We start from the raw sequence: 18,550 nt of genomic DNA, 5'->3' as shown, positions 1-18,550 counted from the left end.
CCCGCCGATCCGCCCCCCGCGCCACAGCCAGGAGCTTTCATGCGCTATCTTCACACCATGATCCGCGTCAGCGACCTCGATGCGAGCATCCGCTTCTTCGACCTTTTGGGACTGAAGGAGGTTCGCCGCATCGACAATGAGGCCGGACGCTTCTCGCTGATCTTCCTGGCCGCGCCCGGCGACGAAGGGCGCGCCGAGGTCGAGCTGACGCATAATTGGGATCCCGAAATCTATACCGGCGGACGCAATTTCGGCCATCTCGCCTATCGCGTCGACGACATCTACGAGACGTGCCAGCGTTTGATGGATGCCGGGGTGACGATCAACCGCCCGCCGCGCGACGGGCATATGGCCTTCGTCAAGACGCCCGACGGCATCTCGATCGAACTGCTACAGGACGGTGCGCTGCCTCCGGCCGAACCTTGGGTCTCGATGCCGAACGTCGGAAGCTGGTAAGAGGCGTCCATGGAAATCGTCCGAGTCCCCGTCCTCAGCGACAATTACGCCTGGCTGCTCCACCATGCGGGCCACACCGTCGCGCTTGATCCGGGCGAGGCCGCGCCGGTCGCCGCCGCTGCGACGGCGCGCGGCTGGACCATCGGGCAGATCTGGCTGACCCATTGGCACCCCGATCATGTCGGCGGCGCGGAGGCGTTGCGCGCCCATGGCGCCACGGTCGCAGGCCCGGCGGCGGAAGCGGACAAGATCGCGGGGCTCGACACGCGGCTGGCGGAGGGTGACCGGATCACCATCGGCGGCGCGAGCGCCACCATCTGGTCGGTCCCGGGACATACGGCGGGGCATATCGCCTTCCATTTCGAGGACCGCGCGGTGATCTTCACCGGCGACACCCTGTTCGCCATGGGATGTGGTCGGCTGTTCGAAGGAACGGCGGAGCAGATGCACGGCAATATGCGCCGCTTCGCCGCACTTCCCGGCGACACGCGCGTCTATTGCGGGCACGAATATACGCTGTCGAATGCCCGTTTCGCAGCGGTGGCAGAGCCCGACAATGCCGCCATCGCCGAACGGCTGGTCGAGGTGACCGCGATGCGAGAACAGGGCGAGCCGACCATTCCGACGACCATCGCGCTGGAGCGGGCGACCAACCCCTTCCTCCGGTCGGTCGATCCGGCCGAGCTGGCGGAGCGGCGTGCAGCCAAGGACGCGTTCAAGGGTTGAGGGTAATGCTACAGGGGAATTTCGTGATGGAGGCTGAAAAATGCGTATCCTGACTTTGCTTCCCCTGACGACCATCGCCGTGGCGATCGCCGGGTGCACCCCCACCCCCGCCGAACGCGCGCGGATTGCGCAGGTCGCCGCGACCAACCAGGCCGATCTCGCCACCACCTTGCGCGGCCTGACCCCGGGCAAGCCGACCCAGTGCATCGGCCAATATACGACGCGCCAAGTGAACGCCTATGGCCCGACCATCGTCTATACGATCAGCCCACGCCTGAAATTCGTCAGCCAGACGGCGGGCGGGTGCGAGGGGATCGGGCAGCGTTCGCGCGGCGACATACTGGTCACGCGGACGACCACAGGCCAGCTCTGCTCGGGCGACATCGCGCAGACGGTCGACCGTAGTTCGGGCTTCTTCACCGGCAGTTGCAGCTTCGGGGAGTTCGTCCCCTATCGAAAGGAACGGTGATGCGCCGCCATGTCGCGACCGTCACCGCTCTGACGCTGGTGCTTACCCTGACGGCGGCCAAATCCGATCCCCTGGTCGGGCGCGTCGCCGGACCGCCTGCGCGGTGCGTCGATAGCAGCGTGGCCATGTCGGGCCCGTCGATCTACGACGACAATGTGATCGTCATCAACGGCGGCGGAAAACGCATGTGGAAGGCCAAGGTGCGCGGTCAGTGTCCGGGGCTCCGGCCGTTCAATACGCTGATCGTCGAGCGCTGGGGCTCGCAGATTTGCCGCAACGACCGGTTCCGGGTGTTGCAGCAGGGCATGTCGATCCCGTCGCAATATTGCTTCTTCGACGGGTTCGTACCTTACGACAAGGCCACGAAATAAGGCGGCAAATGGGGGGGGGCGGCGCATGACCGCGCCCCCCGATGGTCACAGGACGAAGCGGCTAAGGTCGGTGTTCCGCGCCACCGCCGCCAGTTGCTTGTCGACATAGGCTGCGTCGACGGTCAGAACCGTGCCCTGCCGATCCTCCGCCTCGAAGCTTACCTCCTCCAGCAGCTTCTCCATCACCGTCTGCAACCGCCGCGCGCCGATATTCTCGACTTGGCCGTTCACCTCCGCCGCGATCCGCGCAATCGCCGCGATACCATCCTCGGTAAAGGAAATTTCCACCCCCTCGGTGCCGATCAGCGCCTTGTACTGGGCGGGCAACGACGCTTTGGTGTCCGACAGGATCGCGACGAAATCGCTCTCGGTCAGCGCCTTCAGCTCGACCCGGATCGGCAATCGGCCCTGAAGCTCGGGCAAGAGGTCGGACGGCTTGGCGACATGGAAGGCTCCGCTCGCGATGAACAGGATATGGTCCGTCTTCATCGGGCCATATTTGGTCGAGATGGTCGTGCCCTCGATCAGCGGCAGCAGGTCGCGCTGCACGCCCTCGCGGCTGACCGAGCCGCCGCGCACGTCGCTGACCGCGATCTTGTCGATCTCGTCCAGGAAGACGATCCCGTTCGCCTCGGCATCCGCGAGCGCGGCGCGGCTGACCTCATCTTGGTCGAGCCGCTTGTCCGCCTCTTCCTCGACCAGCTTGGTCCAGGCCGCGCCGACCGTCAGCTTGCGGCGCTTGAGCGGCTGGCCACCGCCGAACGCCTTGCCCATCATCTCCGACAGGTTGATCATCTGCGGCGCGGCGCCCGGAATCTCGAACGGCATGGCCGGGGCCTGTTCCAGTTCGATCTCGATCTCGGTCTGGTCGAGATGGCCGTCGCGGAAGCGCTGGCGGAACGCCTCGCGCGTTGCCTGGCTCGAATCCTTGCCAACCAAAGCGTCGAGCAGGCGGTTCATCGCCGCCTCTTCCGCCTTGTCCTTCACCGCGACCCGACGGCGTTCCTTTTCCAGCCGGATGGCTTCCTCGACCAGGTCGCGCGCGATCTGCTCGACGTCGCGGCCGACATAGCCGACCTCGGTGAACTTGGTCGCCTCGACCTTGACGAAGGGCGCATCGGCCAGCTTGGCCAGACGGCGGCTGATCTCGGTCTTGCCGCACCCGGTCGGGCCGATCATCAGGATGTTCTTGGGCGTCACCTCGTCGCGCAGGTCCGCGCCCAGCCGCTGGCGACGCCAGCGGTTGCGCATGGCGACGGCAACGGCGCGCTTGGCGTCGGCCTGGCCGATGATATGCGCGTCGAGCGCGGCGACGATCGCCTTGGGGGTCAACTGGTCGTTCATGGGAACCCTAAATTACTGCGCGCCGTCGATGGCTTCGAGCGTGACGCGGTCATTGGTGTAGACACAGACTTCGGCGGCGATCGCCATCGCCTTGCGCGCGATCGTCTCGGCATCCTGTTCGTAATCGACGAGCGCCCGCGCCGCGGCGAGCGCGTAATTGCCGCCCGAGCCGATCGCGCAAATGCCGTTCTCGGGCTCCAGCACGTCGCCATTGCCGGTCAGGATCAGCGTCACGTCCTTGTCGGCGACGATCATCATCGCCTCCAGGTTGCGCAGGAACTTGTCGGTCCGCCAGTCCTTAGCGAGCTCGACCGCCGCGCGCAGCAACTGGCCGTTATGACGCTCCAGCTTCGCCTCCAGCCGCTCGAACAGGGTAAAGGCATCCGCCGTCGCCCCCGCAAAGCCGCCGATGACCGAGCCGTCGCCCAGCCGCCGGACCTTGCGCGCGTTGGGCTTCATGACCGTCTGGCCCATCGAAACCTGACCGTCCCCGGCCACCACCACCCGGCCGCCACGGCGCACCGAGCAAATCGTCGTGCCATGCCAGGTGGGCATGGCGTGTTCATTCCCGCTCATGCGCGGCGATATGGATGCGAGCGGGCGCGGGTTCAATATTGCCCGGTATGGCGCACGCCGCTAATCCTTGATCCGCGTCGCGCGTGACACGGTGAATCTGCCAGCCGTAGGACGGGGAAACCCGGATCGCGTTGTGGGGGCCGGCAGTTCCCACCGCCCGACGTACTCACCCCCCTTTTTGCCTAGGCGAAGTTGAAGGCTATGCCCAACCGGCGAGGCTGGGCTCATTTTCCTCCCCTGCAAGGGGAGGTGGCAGGCCGAAGGCCTGACGGAGGGGTGTCGCCCATGGAGAGGTTGGACCGTCTCGCGACCAGCGACACCCCTCCACCAGCTTCGCTGGTCCCCCTCCCCTTGCAGGGAAGGAATGAGACTGCGCGGCTTTCGACTTCGCTCAGGCTGAATGGATGTCGGGAGCTACTCGCCCAGCTTCTCGATCTTGTCCTTCAGGGCGGCGAGTTCGGCCTTGAGCGCGGCCATCTCGTCATCCTTGCCGGCCGCCGGCGCGGGCGTCGGGGTCGGTGCGGGCGAGACCGCACCCGGCTTGAACCCCTGCGTGGCAGCCTCGAACATCGCCAGGTTGCGCTTGGCGAGGTCGGCGAAGGGCGTGTTGGCGAAGGCGCCCTCGACCGCCGACTTGAACTGTTCCTGGTTGCGGCGGAAGCTGTCCATCGACGCCTCCAGATAGCCGGGCACCATCGCCTGCATCGAGTCGCCGTACATGGAGATCAACTGGCGCAGGAAATTGACCGGCAGCATCGTCTCGCCCCGGCTTTCCTCTTCCATGATGATCTGGGTCAGGACATTATGGGTGATGTCCTCGTCGGTCTTGGCGTCGACGACCTTGAAGTCACGGCCCGCGCGGATCATCGCCGCCAGATGATCGAGCGTGATGTAGGAGGAGGTTTCGGTATTGTAGAGCCGCCGGTTCGCATATTTCTTGACGATCACGACGCCGTCCGCTGCCTGCTTCTTCATCGATCCCCGCCTTTCATGATTTTGGTGTAGCCTAACGCCATGGATTTCGCATCGCAACACGGTCCGCGCCCCTTGCCGCTGTTCCTGGCGATGTTGCGCAGCGAGGCCGCGGAAAATCCCGATCTGGTGCAGCGCGCCATGGATGGATTGCGGCGGTTCCAGGTGGCGAAACGCGAACGGCCGATGCGCGCGCTGCCCGTCCGGCGGCGGCGCGGACGGGTGCGGTTGCGCGATGCAGGAGGCGAAGGACGGCCGGTGCTGTTCATCCCCTCGCTTATCAACCCGCCATCGATCCTCGATCTGTCGCGTGACCGCTCGCTGATCCGCTGGTTGCGCGGGCAAGGCTTCCATCCCTGGCTGATCGACTGGGGGACGCCGGGCGCGAAGGATCGCGACGTGGATGTGGCGGGCCATGTCGAGCGATTCCTGCTTCCCCTGATCGCGACATTCCCCGAGCCGCCGGTGCTGGTCGGCTATTGCCTGGGGGGGACCCTCGCGATGGCGGCGGCGGCGCGGAGCAAGGTAGCCGGGCTCGCCGCCATCGCAGCACCCTGGCATTTCAGCGGCTATGGCGACGAGGCGCGGGCCGCCATGGCCGCGCAATGGGCCGTGATCAAGCCGATGTCCGAGACGCTGGGCCTGGTGCCGATGGAGGCGTTGCAGGCGGGGTTCTGGCGGCTCGATCCGGCACGCACCATCGCCAAATATGCCGCCTTCGCCGACCTCGATCCGCGTAGCGACGCCGCGCGCCGCTTCATCCGGCTGGAGGACTGGGCCAACCAAGGCGCCCCCCTGCCCCATGCCTTCGGCCTGGAGCTGTTCGAGCACCTGATCGCCGAAGATCGTCCCGGTCAGGGACAATGGCGTGTCGGCGGCGCGATCGTCACACCATCGCAATGCGACGCCCCTAGCGTCGAGTTCGTCGCCACCGCCGACCGGATCGTTCCCGCCGCCACAGCCATTGAACTGTCCGACCGGCGAGCGGGTGGCACGGGCCATGTCGGCATGGTCGTCGGCGGTCGTGCGGAACAACAGCTTTGGCAACCGCTGGCCGACTGGATCGCGGGCCTGCCTGCCCCCAGATAGAGTGTAAGTAGAGAGGAGCCTTCATGACCGAGATCGTCATTACCGCCGCCAAGCGTACCCCCGTGGGCAGCTTCCTGGGCGCCTTCGCCGCCACGCCCGCGCATGAACTGGGCCGGGTGGCGATCACCGCCGCGCTCGAACAGGCGGGCATCAAGGGCGAGGATGTGTCCGAGGTCATCCTGGGCCAGGTGCTGACCGCCGCGCAGGGCCAGAACCCCGCGCGCCAGGCGTCGATGGCGGCGGGCATTCCCAAGGAAGTGCCGGCTTATGGCGTGAACCAGGTCTGCGGCTCGGGCCTCCGCGCGGTCGCGCTGGGGCTTCAGGCGATCGCCAACGGCGATGCGACGATCGTCGTTGCGGGCGGCCAGGAATCCATGTCGCTCTCGCCCCACGCCCAGACGATGCGCGGCGGCACCAAGATGGGCCCGCTGACCATGGTCGACACCATGGTGCATGACGGCCTGACCGATGCCTTTGCCGGCTATCACATGGGCATCACCGCCGAAAATCTGGCCGAACAATATCAGGTGACGCGCGACGATCAGGACCAGTTCGCGGTCCGCTCTCAGAATCTGGCCGAAAAGGCGCGGGGCGAAGGCCGGTTCAAGGATGAGATCGCGCCCGTCACCATCAAGACCCGCAAGGGTGAGACGGTGGTGGCCGACGACGAATATATCCGCGCCGGCGCCACCATCGAGAGCGTCTCGGGCGTCCGCCCTGCCTTTAAGAAGGACGGCACCGTGACCGCCGCCAATGCCTCGGGCCTGAACGATGGAGCCGCCGCGCTCGTCCTGATGAGCCGCGAGGAGGCCGAGAAGCGCGGCACGCCGGTGCTGGCGACGATCAAGAGCTGGGCCTCGGCGGGCGTCGACCCGTCGGTGATGGGCATCGGCCCCGTCCCGGCCACCAAGCGCGCGCTGGAAAAGGCGGGCTGGAGCGTCGGCGACCTCGATCTGATCGAGGCCAACGAAGCCTTTGCCGCCCAGGCGCTCTCGGTCGGCAAGGAACTCGGCTTTGATCCCGACAAGGTCAACGTCAATGGCGGCGCGATCGCGCTGGGTCACCCGATCGGCGCCAGCGGCGCGCGCGTGCTCACGACGCTGATCTATGAAATGCAGAAGCGCGACGCGAAAAAGGGCTTGGCCACGCTGTGCATCGGCGGCGGCATGGGAATCGCGATGTGCGTTGAACGCTGAGGCTTTCGCCTCGACCCAATCCGATCGGACTTGCGGGGGTATGACGGGTGCGTCGTACCCCCGCATTATATTGGGCAGCAGGCTTTCGGAAGCCTTCGCGCCGGGTGTCGACGACAATCCGCAAATAGCCTCAAAGCGTATTGCTGTAATAATACAATAATATTGCGAATGTGAATCTGGGGCGTTTGCCGAATTCCGTGACGTTCTCGCGTCGCCAACAAAAGTTTCTTAAAATTGCGCAACTTAGCGCAAAGATGCAGTTTAGTGACAAACCTGTCACCAACCTGCCACATCTTCGTCACAAATTACGGCTTCCGTTCGGTATCACCTTGTTTTTGATCGAATAATTTCTTTCCCTTGGCGCAGCGGACGCAATGATCCGCGTACAAGGGGGTAAAATAGAATGAAGATGCGTACCCTGCTGGGAGCGTCGGCGCTCGCCAGCACTCTGACGCTTTTGCCGGTTGCCGCTTTTGCGCAAACCAGCACCACCTCGACCACCGCGCCGGAGGTCCAGGAAGAGGATGCGGACACGACGTCGGACGCGGCGACGCCCGGCAATCGCGCTGGCGGCGGCGATGTCATCGTCACCGGCTCGCGTATCCGCCTGACCAACAAGTTCGACGCGGCCATCCCGGTCGAGACGGTCAACGCCGCCGAACTGCTGGGCACGCGCGGCGACGTTTCGCTGGGCGACGCGATCAGCCAGTTGCCGCAGCTCCGCAGCACCTTCACCCAGGCGAACTCGACCGGCTCGATCGGCACGGCCGGTATCAACCTGCTCGATCTGCGCGGCCTGGGCACGGCGCGAACGCTGACGCTGGTCAATGGTCGCCGTGTCGTGACGGCGGTGCCGGGCGCCTACACGCCGGACGTGAACACCATTCCGTTCGACCTTCTCGACGGTGTCGACATCATCACCGGGGGCCAGTCGGCAGTCTATGGATCGGACGCGATCGCGGGTGTCGTCAACTTCCGTCTGAAGCGCGATTTCGAGGGCACGCGTTTGCGCGCCCAGAGCGGCGTGACCAGCTATGGCGATCGCGGCACCTATCTGGTCAGCGGGATCACCGGCGCGAACTTCGCCGAGGGTCGTTTCAACCTGACCGTCTCGGCCGAATATTCGAAGAGCAACCCGGTCTTCTACGACCAGCGTGACTATCTCGGTGCTTATGGCGGCACGCCGGGCTTCATCACGACGCAGATCACGAACGCACCGAACCGCAATTTCGACGGCATCCCCAATACCGGATACGTGCCGCGCGGCATCGTGTTCGGCAACCGCTCGATCGGCGGTACGGTCGTGACCGCCTGCCCGACGACGGCCACCGCCGCCAATGCGGCCCAGCGCGCGGCCATCTGCACCGGGCAAAACTCACCCACCGGCAGCCCGATCGCCTATAATTATCTGTTCCAGCCGGACGGCTCGCTGTTGCGCGATTCGCCGTCCACGACCGGCCTGGTCGACAACCGTGCAATTGGCGGCGGCGTCCTGGGCGGCGGCACCGCGACCGGCGTCGAAGGCGCGATGCTGATGCCGGGTCTCGACCGTTTCCTGGCGAACATCCTGCTCAACGGCGACATCTCGCCCGCGTTCAAGCCGTTCGTCGAGTTCAGCTTCGCCAACGTCAAGGCGACGCAGCAGTCGACCCAGCCCACCTTCACCGGCGGCACGCTGACCAGCACGTTCAGCGTCAACAATCCGTTCCTGACGCCAGCGGCGCGCGCGACGCTGGGAACGATCCTGGCACCGGGCGCCACCTCGTTCACGCTCAACCGCTTCAACAACGATCTGGGCACCCGCGCCGAGTTCCATACCCGTCGCACCTATCGCGGTGTCGTCGGCGTGCGCGGCGACCTGACCCCAACGGGCGATCTCTATTACGAGGTTGCGGGCAATTACGGCCGTACCGAGAATTTCTATCGCACCGGCGGCAACGTGCTGCTCGCCAATTATCGCAATGCGGTCAACGCGGTCGTGGCACCCGGCAACTATGCGGGCTCCAACTTCGTCCTGAACTCGCAAGGCCAGCGCGTGGTCTGCGCGGTCAATGCCAATGCCAGCACGGCGGACGACGCCCCCAACTGCGTGCCGTTGAACCTGTTCGGCCAGAATGCGGCCGATCCGCGCGCGGTCAACTACATCATGCATACCTCCACCCGTAACCAGTGGGCGGAGCAAATCGATGCGACCGCGTTCATCTCGGGCAATACGGGTTCGTTCTTCAACCTGCCCGGCGGTCCAGTCGGTTTCTCGTTCGGCGGGGAATATCGCCGGGAGGACGCCTTCTCCGGCCAGGATGCGATCACGGCGGCAGGCCTGACCTTCCTGAATCCGGCGGCGACGTTCGATCCGCCCGCGGTCAACATCAAGGAAGCGTATGGCGAACTTCGGCTGCCGCTGTTGGCCAATATCCCGTTCATTCAGGAACTGACGGTCGAAGGCGCGGGTCGCGTCTCCGACTATGGCGGCCAGACGGGATCGGTCTGGGCGTGGAATGCGGGCCTGATCTGGGCGCCGGTGCGCGACTTGCGCTTCCGTGGCACCTATTCGCGTTCGGTCCGTGCGCCGAACCTGAGCAACCTCTACGCCACGCAATCGACGACCTTCGTCTCGGTCGCCGATCCTTGCGACCAGCCCGGCGGCAACAACGCCAACAACAACATCACCTCGAATCCGAACCGCGTCCGCAACTGCGCGGCGGCGGGCATCCCGACGACGATCACCTTCACCGATCCGACGACCGGTGCACAGTTGGTGCGTCCTTGGACCAACCAGTCGCCATCGACCCTGCCGGGCGTCAACCAGGGCAATCTGAACCTGACCCCCGAGGTCGGGAACAGCTTTACCCTGGGTCTGCTGTATCAGCCGCAGCAGGTTCGCGGCTTGGTCTTCAAGGTGGATTATTATAACATCCGCGTGTCGAACGTGATCTCGGGCCTGACCGGCCAGCAGATCATCAACCGCTGCTATGACGACGCCAGCGGTATCGACAATCCCTTCTGCGCAGCGGTGTTCCGTCGTCAGTCGGCCGATCCCGTTCAGAACGGCACCTTCCTGGGCCAGACCGGGCGCACGATCGACCAGACGCAGTTCTCCTTCTCGCAGGCGGGCAACGGCATCAGCTTCATCAACCAGCCGTATAATTTTGCGGCGCTGAAGACCAAGGGCATCGACTTCGACGTCCAATATGCCAAGCGTTTCAGCGAGAACGCATCGCTGAACGCCAATCTGACGGTCAGCTATGTCATCAATCGCCTGAGCTATTCCTATATCGCGGAGCCGGATCGCTACGACCGGTTCGACAGCACGCTGGGCGATCCCAATTGGCAGGGCCGTTTCAACCTGAACGGCAAGGTCGGCTTGGTCGATTTCGGCTATACCGCCCGCTATATCGGTCGCCAGATCGTCTCGGGCCTGTCCTATGAGACGTTCTTCGCCTCGCAAGGGCGTCCGGCGCTCAATCCGGATGCGCGGCCGTTCGTCTATTACAGCCCAATCGTCTATCACGACGCCCGGATCGGGGTGAATGCGACCGACAAGTTCCGCCTCTATATGGGCGTGGACAACATCACCAACCAGCTGCCGCCCTATGACCTGACGGGCACGGGCAATGACGCGATCTATCCGAATATCGGTCGCTTCCTGTACGCTGGCGTGGAAGCGCGCTTCTAAGACTGACGGTTACCCACAGCCTTGGGGGGTCGCCTCGAAAGAGGCGGCCCTTTTTTTATGCCCGCGCGAAACGCTGGGCCAGGCCGGTCAGCAGCTCATATTGCGACACGCCGGACAGGGCCGAAGCGACGGCCAGGTCATAGTCCATGCGCAACCAGTCGCCCTCCGCCAGCTCGGGCCGCGCGGTGACGTCGATCGCGAGCAGGTCCATCGACACGCGGCCCAATAGGGGCAGGCTGACACCCTCGGCCAGCGCCATCCCCCGCCCCGACAGCGCACGCCGATACCCATCGGCATAGCCCAGATTCAGGATTGCGACCTCGGTATCGGCCGGGGCCGTCCAGGTCGCGTTATAGCCGACCGACTCCCCGGCGCGCACGGTGCGGCGTTGCAGGATCTGTGCCTCCGGACAGGCGACCTGCCGCAGATGTTCCGCCATTTCGGGGCGCGGCACGCCGCCATAGAGGGCGAGCCCGGGTCGGGTCAGATCGAAATGATAGTCGTCGCCCAGACCGATTCCCGCCGAATTGGCGAGGCTCATCCGCCGTGCGCCGGTCCGCCCTTTCAAGCCGGCAAAGGCTGCCCGCTGATCCGCGTTCATCGGCACATCCTCGTCGGCGCAGGCGAGGTGGCTGAGCAGCGTCTCGATCTCCAGCCCGTCGAGCAGGCCTTCGCCCACCGCCCGGACCGAGACGCCCAGCCGGTTGATGCCGGTATCGACCATCACGTCGCAACGCCCCCCGCCGCTCTCGCGCCAGCGGGCGATCTGTTCGGGGCTGTTGAGGACGGGGCGCGCGACACCGGCGCGTGCCGCCTCGACATCCTCGGCGCGCAGCCCGTGGAGCACCGACACGCTCAGCCCCAGCGGCGCCAGCGCCAGCGCCTCCGCCCAATTGGCGACGAAGAAGTCGCGGCACCCCGCCCCGGCCAGCGTCTTCGCGACCAGCGACGCGCCCAGGCCATAGCCATTGGCCTTCACCGCGGCGCCGCACGCCGCCGCACCGCTCAATCGGTCGAGCGCCTGCCAGTTGGACACAAGCGCATCGCGGTCGACATGCAGGCGGAGGGGAGCGGCTATATCCATCACCCACCGGGCTTTAGGCCGCATTGCCGGGTGGGAAAAGGCGGGTTCGGTTTTTCCAGGCCCATCCCATCATCCGTTCAGCCGGAGCGAAGTCGAAGGCCGCGCCAAGTCCTCGCCATAAGCCCGTGGCGGGGGATTCCCTTGGCCTTCGGCTTCGCCCAGGCTGAACTCGCGTAGGATCAGGGGCGTTATCGCAGAATGCGGATGATCCCGGAAAAATCTACCGGCGGCTGTTCCTCGCCGACGAATGCGGCGTAGAGTTCGGCCGCGCGCTCACCCATCGGCGTGGTCGCGCCCGCGTCGTGGGCGGCCGCCATCGCCAGCTTCAGATCCTTGAGCATCAACGCCGCTGCGAAGCCGCCCTGATAGTCATGATCGGCGGGTGTCTCCGGCCCGACGCCGGGCACCGGGCAATATTTGGTCATCGACCAGCTCTGCCCTGACGAAACCGAGGCGATATCATAGAAAGTCTGCGCGTCCAGCCCCAGCTTCTCGGCCAGCACGAACGCCTCGCATGTCGCGATCATCGTCGCGCCGAGCAGCATGTTGTTGCAGATCTTGGCCGCCTGCCCGGCACCGTTGCCGCCGGCATGGATCACCGCCTGTCCCATCGCCGACAGGAACGGTTCGGCCCGTTCAAAGGCTTTCTGCGCGCCACCGACCATGAAGGTCAGCGTCCCCGCCCTGGCCGCCGCGATCCCGCCCGATACGGGGGCATCGACCGCCATCATGCCCTTGGCCTGCGCGGCCTCGGCAACCCTCCGCGCGGTGGCGACGTCGATGGTGGAGCAGTCGATCAGGATGGCGGAGGGCGGTGCGGCGGCGAACACGGCGTCGGCATAGACGCGCTCGACATGGGTTCCGGCGGGCAGCATCGTCACCACCGCCTCGACGCCTTCCATGGCCGCGACCGCGCTGTCCACGGGCAGGCACCCAGCCGCCTTCGCCGCCGCCAGCGCATCCGCCGACAGGTCGAAGGCGCGGACGTCATGCCCCGCCTTCGCCAGATTGGCGGCCATCCCGCCGCCCATATTGCCAAGGCCGATAAAGGCGATCCGCGCCATAGATGCTCTCCTAATGTCGTCGACTGCGAGGCCGGGTTATTTCCCGGTCCAGTTGGGCGTGCGCTTTTCCACGAATGCCGCCATGCCTTCCTTCTGGTCGGCCGAGCCGAACAGGCCATGGAACAGCCGCCGCTCGAACTGCACGCCTTGCGCCAGCCCCATGTCGAAGGCGGCGTTGACCATCTCCTTGTTGGCGCGCACCGCGATCGGGGCCATTCCGGCGATCGTCGCGGCGGTCTTCATCGCATCCTCGACCAGATCGGCGGCGGGCACGATGCGCGCGACGAGTCCGGCACGCTCGGCTTCCTCGGCGTCCATCATCCGGCCGGTCAGGCACATCTCCATCGCCTTGGCCTTGCCGACCGCATGCGCCAGTCGCTGCGACCCGCCCATGCCGGGCGTCACGCCCAGCTTGATCTCGGGCTGACCGAACTTGGCGGTGTCGGCGGCCAGGATGAAGTCGCACATCATCGCCAACTCGCATCCGCCGCCCAGCGCGTAGCCCGCGACCGCCGCGATGATCGGCTTGCGGGTACGGGTGAAGTCGTCCCAGCCGGAGAAATGGTTGCCGCCATACATGGCGGCGAAGTCCATCTCCTGCATCTCCTTGATGTCCGCCCCCGCCGCGAACGCCTTGGGGCTGCCGGTGATGACGGCGCAGCGCTGATCGGGATCGGCGTCATAGGCGCGCATCACGTCCAGCAATTCGGTCAGCAATTCGGCATTGAGCGCGTTGAGCGCCTGCGGCCGGTTGAGCGTCACCAGGGTCACCGCTTCGCGGCGCTCGACGATCAGGGTGTTGTAATCGGTCATGCTCGTCCTCTTCAGCGATCGTCGGGGGTCCAGGCCTGCGCATCCGGCAGCGGTGCGAAGATATGGTCGATCATCGTATCGGTGACGCCTTCCGGGGTCGCCGGGTTCCAGCGCGGGGCATTGTCCTTGTCCACGATCAGCGCGCGGACGCCCTCGATGAAGTCGGGCCGCTGCACGACATGGGACGCGACGGCATATTCGCGGCGCATCTCGTCGGCGAACTCGGTGGTCAGTCCGCCCTCGTGGAGCAGACGCAGAGAGACCTTGCAGGCCTGCGGGGATTTGGTGCGGAGTATGGCCAATTGCTGCGCCGCCCATTCGCCGCCATCGGCTTCCAAGGCTGCGAGTATGTCCTCCAGCGTATCGGCGGCGAAAAGCCGATCAATGTCCCCCGCCCGCTCCATGATCTTCGCCTCGGGCGCGGGAGTGGACAGGCGGTCGAGCGTTGCGGCGATGTCCTGCGGCATGGCGACGATGGCGGCCTTGGCCTCCTCCACAGCCGATGAGGACAGATAATGGGTGGCAAGACCCAAGGCATGGGCCTCCGCTCCGTCCAGCCGATGCCCGGTCAGCGCCAGGAACACCCCCATCCGCCCGGGCAAGCGCGAGAGATACCAGCCGCCGCCGACATCGGGGAACAGGCCGATGCCCGTCTCCGGCATGGCGAACCGGGTATTTTCGGTCGCGACCCGAAAGCGCGCTGGCGCGGAAATGCCGACACCGCCACCCATGGTGATCCCGTCCATGACGGCGAAGATCGGCTTGGCATAGGCGAACAGCCGGTGGTTCATCCGATATTCGGCATGGAAGAAGCCACGCGCTGCCTCGCCATCGCCCGCCCCGCTTTCGGCGAGCAACCGGATGTCCCCGCCCGCGCAAAAGCCACGCCCTTCGGCATGGTCGATGATGATCGCCTCGACGCCTAAGTCACCGCGCCAGTCCTCCAGTGCGGCCAGCACGCCCTCGCACATCTCGCGGGTCAGTGCGTGGATCGCCCTCGGCCGGTTGAGCCGCAGCCGCCCGACCGGGCCTTCGCGGGTGACGATCAGATCCTGGGTCATACCCGTCCTTCTATCCTCTTCTTAGACCCCGGCGAAGGTCGGGGCCCAGATGCCGCGTATCACGTGGCGCGCCACCGGCCGGATGGCAACTGGACCCCGGCCTCTGCCGGGGTGGTGCCAGGCGGGCGGATCAGTCCTTCAACAAATCCCGCCCGACGATCATCCGCATCACCTGGTTGGTCCCTTCCAGGATCGAATGCACGCGCAGGTCGCGCCAGAAGCGTTCAATCGGGTAATCCATCAGATAGCCGTAACCGCCATGGAGTTGCAGCGCCCGGTCGACCACCGAGGATCCGGTATCGGTCGCCAGCCGCTTGGCCATGGCGGCGAAGCGCGTCTTGTCGGGCGCACCCGCCGTGACCTTGGCGGCGGCGAGATAGAGCAGCGCCCGCGCCGCTTCCAATTCGGTCGCCATGTCGGCCAGGGTGAACTGGGTATTCTGGAACTCGGCGATCGCTTTCCCGAACTGGCGGCGGTCCTTCACGTAAGACACCGACTCGTCCAGACAGCGCTGCGCGCCCCCCAGCGAGCAGGCGCCGATGTTCAGCCGCCCGCCGTCCAGCCCCATCATCGCGATGCGGAAGCCCTCACCCTCGGCGCCCAGGCGGTTGGCGACCGGCACGCGGACATGGTCGAACATCACCTGCCGCGTCGGCTGCGCATGCCAGCCCAGCTTGCGCTCGTTCGCACCGAACGAGACGCCGGGCATGTCCTTGTCGATCACCAGACAGGAAATGCCCTTGGGCCCCTCCTCCCCGGTGCGGACCATCGTGACATAGACCTCATTCTCGCCGCCGCCCGAAATGAACTGCTTGGAGCCCGAGACGACATAATGGTCGCCATCCCGCACCGCGCGGGTCTTGAGCGCCGCCGCGTCGGAGCCCGAACCCGGCTCGGTCAGGCAATAGCTGGCCATGCGTTCCATGGTGACGAGATCGGGCAGATAGCGCCCCTTCACATCCGCATCGCCGAAGCGGTCGATCATCCACGACGCCATGTTGTGGATCGAGATGAAGGCCGAGGTGGAGGGACAGCCATAGGCCATGGCCTCCATGATGAGCGCCGCCTCCAGCCGTCCGAGCGCGATGCCGCCCGATTCCTCGGACACGTAAATCGCGGCGAAACCGAGTTCGGCGGCTTCGCGGATCGTGTCGCGCGGGAAGATATGCTTCTCGTCCCATTCGGCGGCGAAGGGGGTGATGCGGTCGGCGGTGAAGCGACGCGCCAGTTCCTGGATCTCGCGCTGCTCGTCGGTCAGGTCGAATTGGGTCATATCGGCCTCAACCCATGGTCGGGATGACGAAGGCGTTGCCGCCATCGGGTGCGCCGTCCGGCCAGCGCTGCGTCACTGTCTTCACCTTCGTCCAGAAGCGGACGCCTTCCATGCCGTGCTGGTTCACGTCGCCAAAGGCCGAACGTTTCCATCCGCCGAAGCTGTGATAGGCCACGGGCACCGGGATCGGCACGTTGATGCCGACCATGCCGACCTCGACACGCGCGGCGAATTCGCGCGCGGCATGGCCGTTGCGGGTGAAAATGGCGACGCCGTTACCGTACTGGTGCTCGCTCGGCAGGCGCACCGCCGTCTCGAAATCGGGCGCGCGGACGATCTGGAGCACGGGGCCGAAGATTTCCTCGCGATAGCTCTGCATGGCGGGCGTCACCCGGTCGAACAGCGACGGGCCGATGAAGAAGCCCTCCTCATAGCCTTGCAACTTGAAGCCGCGCCCGTCGACCACCAGCTCCGCGCCCTCGTCGACGCCGGTCTGGATCCAGTCCTCGACGCGGCGTTTGTGCGCAGCATTGACGACCGGGCCGTAATGCGCCTGCGCATCGGTCGAGACGCCGACCCGCAACGCATCGATCGCGGGGATCAGCTTTTCTCGAAGCGCATCCGCGGTTTTCTCCCCCACCGGCACGACGACGGGCAGCGCCATGCACCGTTCGCCCGCCGAGCCGAAGGCCGCGCCCGAAAGGTCGGCGACCACCTGGTCCAGATCGGCGTCGGGCATGACGATGCCGTGGTTCTTGGCCCCGCCCATCGCCTGGACGCGCTTGCCCGCCGCGACCCCGCGGCCGTAGACATAATGCGCGATGTCGGACGAACCGACGAAGCTGACCGCCCCGATCGCCGGATGGTCCAGGATCGCATCGACCATCGCCTTGTCGCCGTGGACGACCTGCAGGATGCCCTCGGGCGCGCCCGCCTCGCGCATCAGTTCGGCCAGGCGGACGGGGACAGAGGGATCGCGTTCCGACGGCTTCAGGATGAAGGCGTTTCCGCAGGCGATGGCGACGCCGAACATCCACATCGGGATCATCGCGGGGAAGTTGAACGGCGTGATGCCCGCCCCGATGCCCAGCGGCATGCGCATCGAATAGACGTCGATGCCCGGCCCCGCGCCTTGGGTATATTCGCCCTTCAGCGCGTGGGGGATGCCGCAGGCGAACTCGATCACCTCCAGCCCGCGCTGGATGTCGCCTTTCGCGTCGGCGATCACCTTGCCATGTTCGGAGGAGAGCAGATGCGCGAGCGCGTCCATATTCTGCTCGACCAGTTCCTTGAAGCGGAACATCACGCGCGCCCGGCGTTGCGGATTGGTTGCGGCCCAGGCCGGTTGCGCGGCTTGCGCAGCGGCGACGGCATGGTCCAGCACGGCGGCATCGCCCAATGCCACACGAGCCTGGACCTGGCCGCTATTGGGGTCGAAGACATCGCCATGACGGGCGGTGGCACTATCGGTCGCGGCAAGTCCACCGGCGACCATATGGTCGATCACGCGCATAATCTCTCCAGTCGCGGGTCTGATGCCCGACTCCTTCACTTGTAATTATATTGCTCCGGCCTGAAATCCAAGTCGCGTCCGAACAAAAGCGGCAAAGCCCCCCGCGAACCGCGTCTCAGCATGACCTGTTGAGCCACCACGACGCCCCGGCGCCGATCGCCGCCGCAGCCGATGCCCCGACAAGGGCCACCACGCCCCATAGGGGAAACAGCCAGGCACCCAGAACTGCCCCCAGCAGGAACCCGGCCCATAGCGCCAGATAGGGCACCCATGCCCAACGGCCACGCCCCGCGATCATCCGCGCCAGATGCTGCCCGATCTTGACCAGCGTTCCGGTCATATAGGTGACGCCGATGCTGACCTCTCCGTCCCGCTCGAAGGTCGCGTTGAGCGCCCCCATGGCGACGACCATCGCCATTGCGGCCCTTCCGTCGGACCCGGCAGCGACGGCCAGAAGCATCGCGACCAGCAGCAGGACCGCGACCTGTCCATGGCGGGGCAGGGCCAGTCGGATCAGCGTGCCGACCATCACCCCGCCAACGAACAGGCCGATCAGCAAGGCAAGGATCGAGGCCGCAGCCGAAGGCCGCCCCGTCGGCACCACAAGATGCACCGCGAGCATCGTGCCATTGCCGCTCATGAAGGAGACGAAATAGCCGCCCAGATGCTGGAAGCCGATCGAGTCGACATATCCCGCCAACAGCGCCAGACCGGTTGCGAGGGGCCAGAAGCGTCGATCGGATCGGATCATGGCCACGCGTTATAGCAGCGGGAAACCGCGCCGGCACTCCCCGTCATCCGCGCGCGACATTCGGAGGATGCCGGATCGAATCCGCGACCTCCTGCGTTCGGGCGGCTCCAGCTTTG

At 65.8% G+C, this 18,550-nt stretch carries 17 protein-coding genes; 7 read left to right on the top strand and 10 right to left on the bottom strand.

Annotated elements, in window-relative coordinates:
- Positions 1 to 39 precede the first annotated feature (39 nt).
- The 4 genes from NZL82_RS06060 to NZL82_RS06045 are packed head-to-tail and all read left to right on the top strand — an operon-like array spanning position 40 to position 2,022.
- The gene (locus NZL82_RS06060; protein ID WP_261268879.1) at positions 40 to 456 is read left to right on the top strand and encodes a VOC family protein; all 417 of its coding nucleotides are present in this window, start codon (positions 40 to 42) and stop codon (positions 454 to 456) included.
- Between the two features lie 9 nt (positions 457 to 465).
- Entirely contained in the window at positions 466 to 1,182 is a 717-nt protein-coding gene (gene gloB / locus NZL82_RS06055; RefSeq protein ID WP_261268878.1) for a hydroxyacylglutathione hydrolase, read from the top strand.
- Between the two features lie 40 nt (positions 1,183 to 1,222).
- On the top strand, positions 1,223 to 1,651 hold the full coding sequence (locus tag NZL82_RS06050; RefSeq protein WP_261268877.1) for a hypothetical protein: 429 nt from the start codon (positions 1,223 to 1,225) through the stop codon (positions 1,649 to 1,651).
- Positions 1,651 to 2,022, top strand: a complete 372-nt coding sequence (locus NZL82_RS06045; RefSeq protein WP_261268876.1) for a DUF6491 family protein — start codon at positions 1,651 to 1,653, stop codon at positions 2,020 to 2,022. The genes NZL82_RS06050 and NZL82_RS06045 overlap by 1 nt, the downstream gene beginning before the upstream one ends.
- Before the next feature lie 45 nt (positions 2,023 to 2,067).
- On the opposite strand, the gene hslU is transcribed toward NZL82_RS06045, so the two are convergent.
- The 3 genes from hslU to phaR form a co-directional block, all read right to left on the bottom strand.
- Entirely contained in the window at positions 2,068 to 3,366 is a 1,299-nt protein-coding gene (hslU, locus tag NZL82_RS06040) for an ATP-dependent protease ATPase subunit HslU (RefSeq protein ID WP_261268875.1), read from the bottom strand.
- 12 nt (positions 3,367 to 3,378) lie between these two features.
- The gene (gene hslV, locus NZL82_RS06035; protein ID WP_261268874.1) at positions 3,379 to 3,921 is read right to left on the bottom strand and encodes an ATP-dependent protease subunit HslV; all 543 of its coding nucleotides are present in this window, start codon (positions 3,919 to 3,921) and stop codon (positions 3,379 to 3,381) included.
- Positions 3,922 to 4,356: 435 nt separating this feature from the next.
- Complete coding sequence (gene phaR, locus NZL82_RS06030; RefSeq protein WP_261268873.1) at positions 4,357 to 4,917, bottom strand: polyhydroxyalkanoate synthesis repressor PhaR; 561 nt, start codon at positions 4,915 to 4,917, stop codon at positions 4,357 to 4,359.
- Between the two features lie 39 nt (positions 4,918 to 4,956).
- Between phaR and NZL82_RS06025 the strand changes: the two genes are divergently transcribed.
- The 3 genes from NZL82_RS06025 to NZL82_RS06015 all read left to right on the top strand — a co-directional run bounded on the left by NZL82_RS06025 (position 4,957) and on the right by NZL82_RS06015 (position 10,875).
- The gene (locus NZL82_RS06025; protein ID WP_261268872.1) at positions 4,957 to 6,003 is read left to right on the top strand and encodes an alpha/beta fold hydrolase; all 1,047 of its coding nucleotides are present in this window, start codon (positions 4,957 to 4,959) and stop codon (positions 6,001 to 6,003) included.
- 23 nt (positions 6,004 to 6,026) lie between these two features.
- Complete coding sequence (locus NZL82_RS06020; protein ID WP_261268871.1) at positions 6,027 to 7,199, top strand: acetyl-CoA C-acetyltransferase; 1,173 nt, start codon at positions 6,027 to 6,029, stop codon at positions 7,197 to 7,199.
- Between the two features lie 403 nt (positions 7,200 to 7,602).
- Complete coding sequence (locus NZL82_RS06015; protein WP_261268870.1) at positions 7,603 to 10,875, top strand: TonB-dependent receptor domain-containing protein; 3,273 nt, start codon at positions 7,603 to 7,605, stop codon at positions 10,873 to 10,875.
- Between the two features lie 55 nt (positions 10,876 to 10,930).
- Here the strand turns inward: NZL82_RS06015 and alr are convergent, their stop codons facing one another.
- From alr to NZL82_RS05980, 7 genes are all read right to left on the bottom strand, one after another.
- A complete protein-coding gene (gene alr / locus NZL82_RS06010; RefSeq protein WP_261268869.1) occupies positions 10,931 to 11,983 on the bottom strand; it encodes an alanine racemase in 1,053 nt (350 codons plus the stop codon).
- Positions 11,984 to 12,147: 164 nt separating this feature from the next.
- The gene (gene mmsB / locus NZL82_RS06005) at positions 12,148 to 13,023 is read right to left on the bottom strand and encodes a 3-hydroxyisobutyrate dehydrogenase (protein ID WP_261268868.1); all 876 of its coding nucleotides are present in this window, start codon (positions 13,021 to 13,023) and stop codon (positions 12,148 to 12,150) included.
- A 36-nt stretch (positions 13,024 to 13,059) separates the two neighbouring features.
- The gene (locus tag NZL82_RS06000) at positions 13,060 to 13,836 is read right to left on the bottom strand and encodes an enoyl-CoA hydratase (protein WP_261268867.1); all 777 of its coding nucleotides are present in this window, start codon (positions 13,834 to 13,836) and stop codon (positions 13,060 to 13,062) included.
- 11 nt (positions 13,837 to 13,847) lie between these two features.
- Entirely contained in the window at positions 13,848 to 14,897 is a 1,050-nt protein-coding gene (locus NZL82_RS05995; RefSeq protein WP_261268866.1) for an enoyl-CoA hydratase/isomerase family protein, read from the bottom strand.
- Between the two features lie 130 nt (positions 14,898 to 15,027).
- A complete protein-coding gene (locus tag NZL82_RS05990; RefSeq protein ID WP_261268865.1) occupies positions 15,028 to 16,170 on the bottom strand; it encodes an acyl-CoA dehydrogenase family protein in 1,143 nt (380 codons plus the stop codon).
- 7 nt (positions 16,171 to 16,177) lie between these two features.
- On the bottom strand, positions 16,178 to 17,683 hold the full coding sequence (locus NZL82_RS05985; protein ID WP_261268864.1) for a CoA-acylating methylmalonate-semialdehyde dehydrogenase: 1,506 nt from the start codon (positions 17,681 to 17,683) through the stop codon (positions 16,178 to 16,180).
- A 115-nt stretch (positions 17,684 to 17,798) separates the two neighbouring features.
- Positions 17,799 to 18,434 carry a YoaK family protein gene (locus tag NZL82_RS05980; protein WP_261268863.1) on the bottom strand — a complete coding sequence of 212 codons (636 nt, stop codon included), beginning with the start codon at positions 18,432 to 18,434 and terminating at the stop codon, positions 17,799 to 17,801.
- Between the last annotated feature and the right edge of the window lie 116 nt (positions 18,435 to 18,550).

The sequence above is a fragment of the Sphingomonas sp. LC-1 genome, from assembly GCF_025371035.1.
GTDB lineage: Bacteria > Pseudomonadota > Alphaproteobacteria > Sphingomonadales > Sphingomonadaceae > Sphingomonas > Sphingomonas sanguinis_E.
Note: the sequence above shows the minus strand (reverse complement) of the source record. Positions and strands in the feature narration are given on the sequence as shown.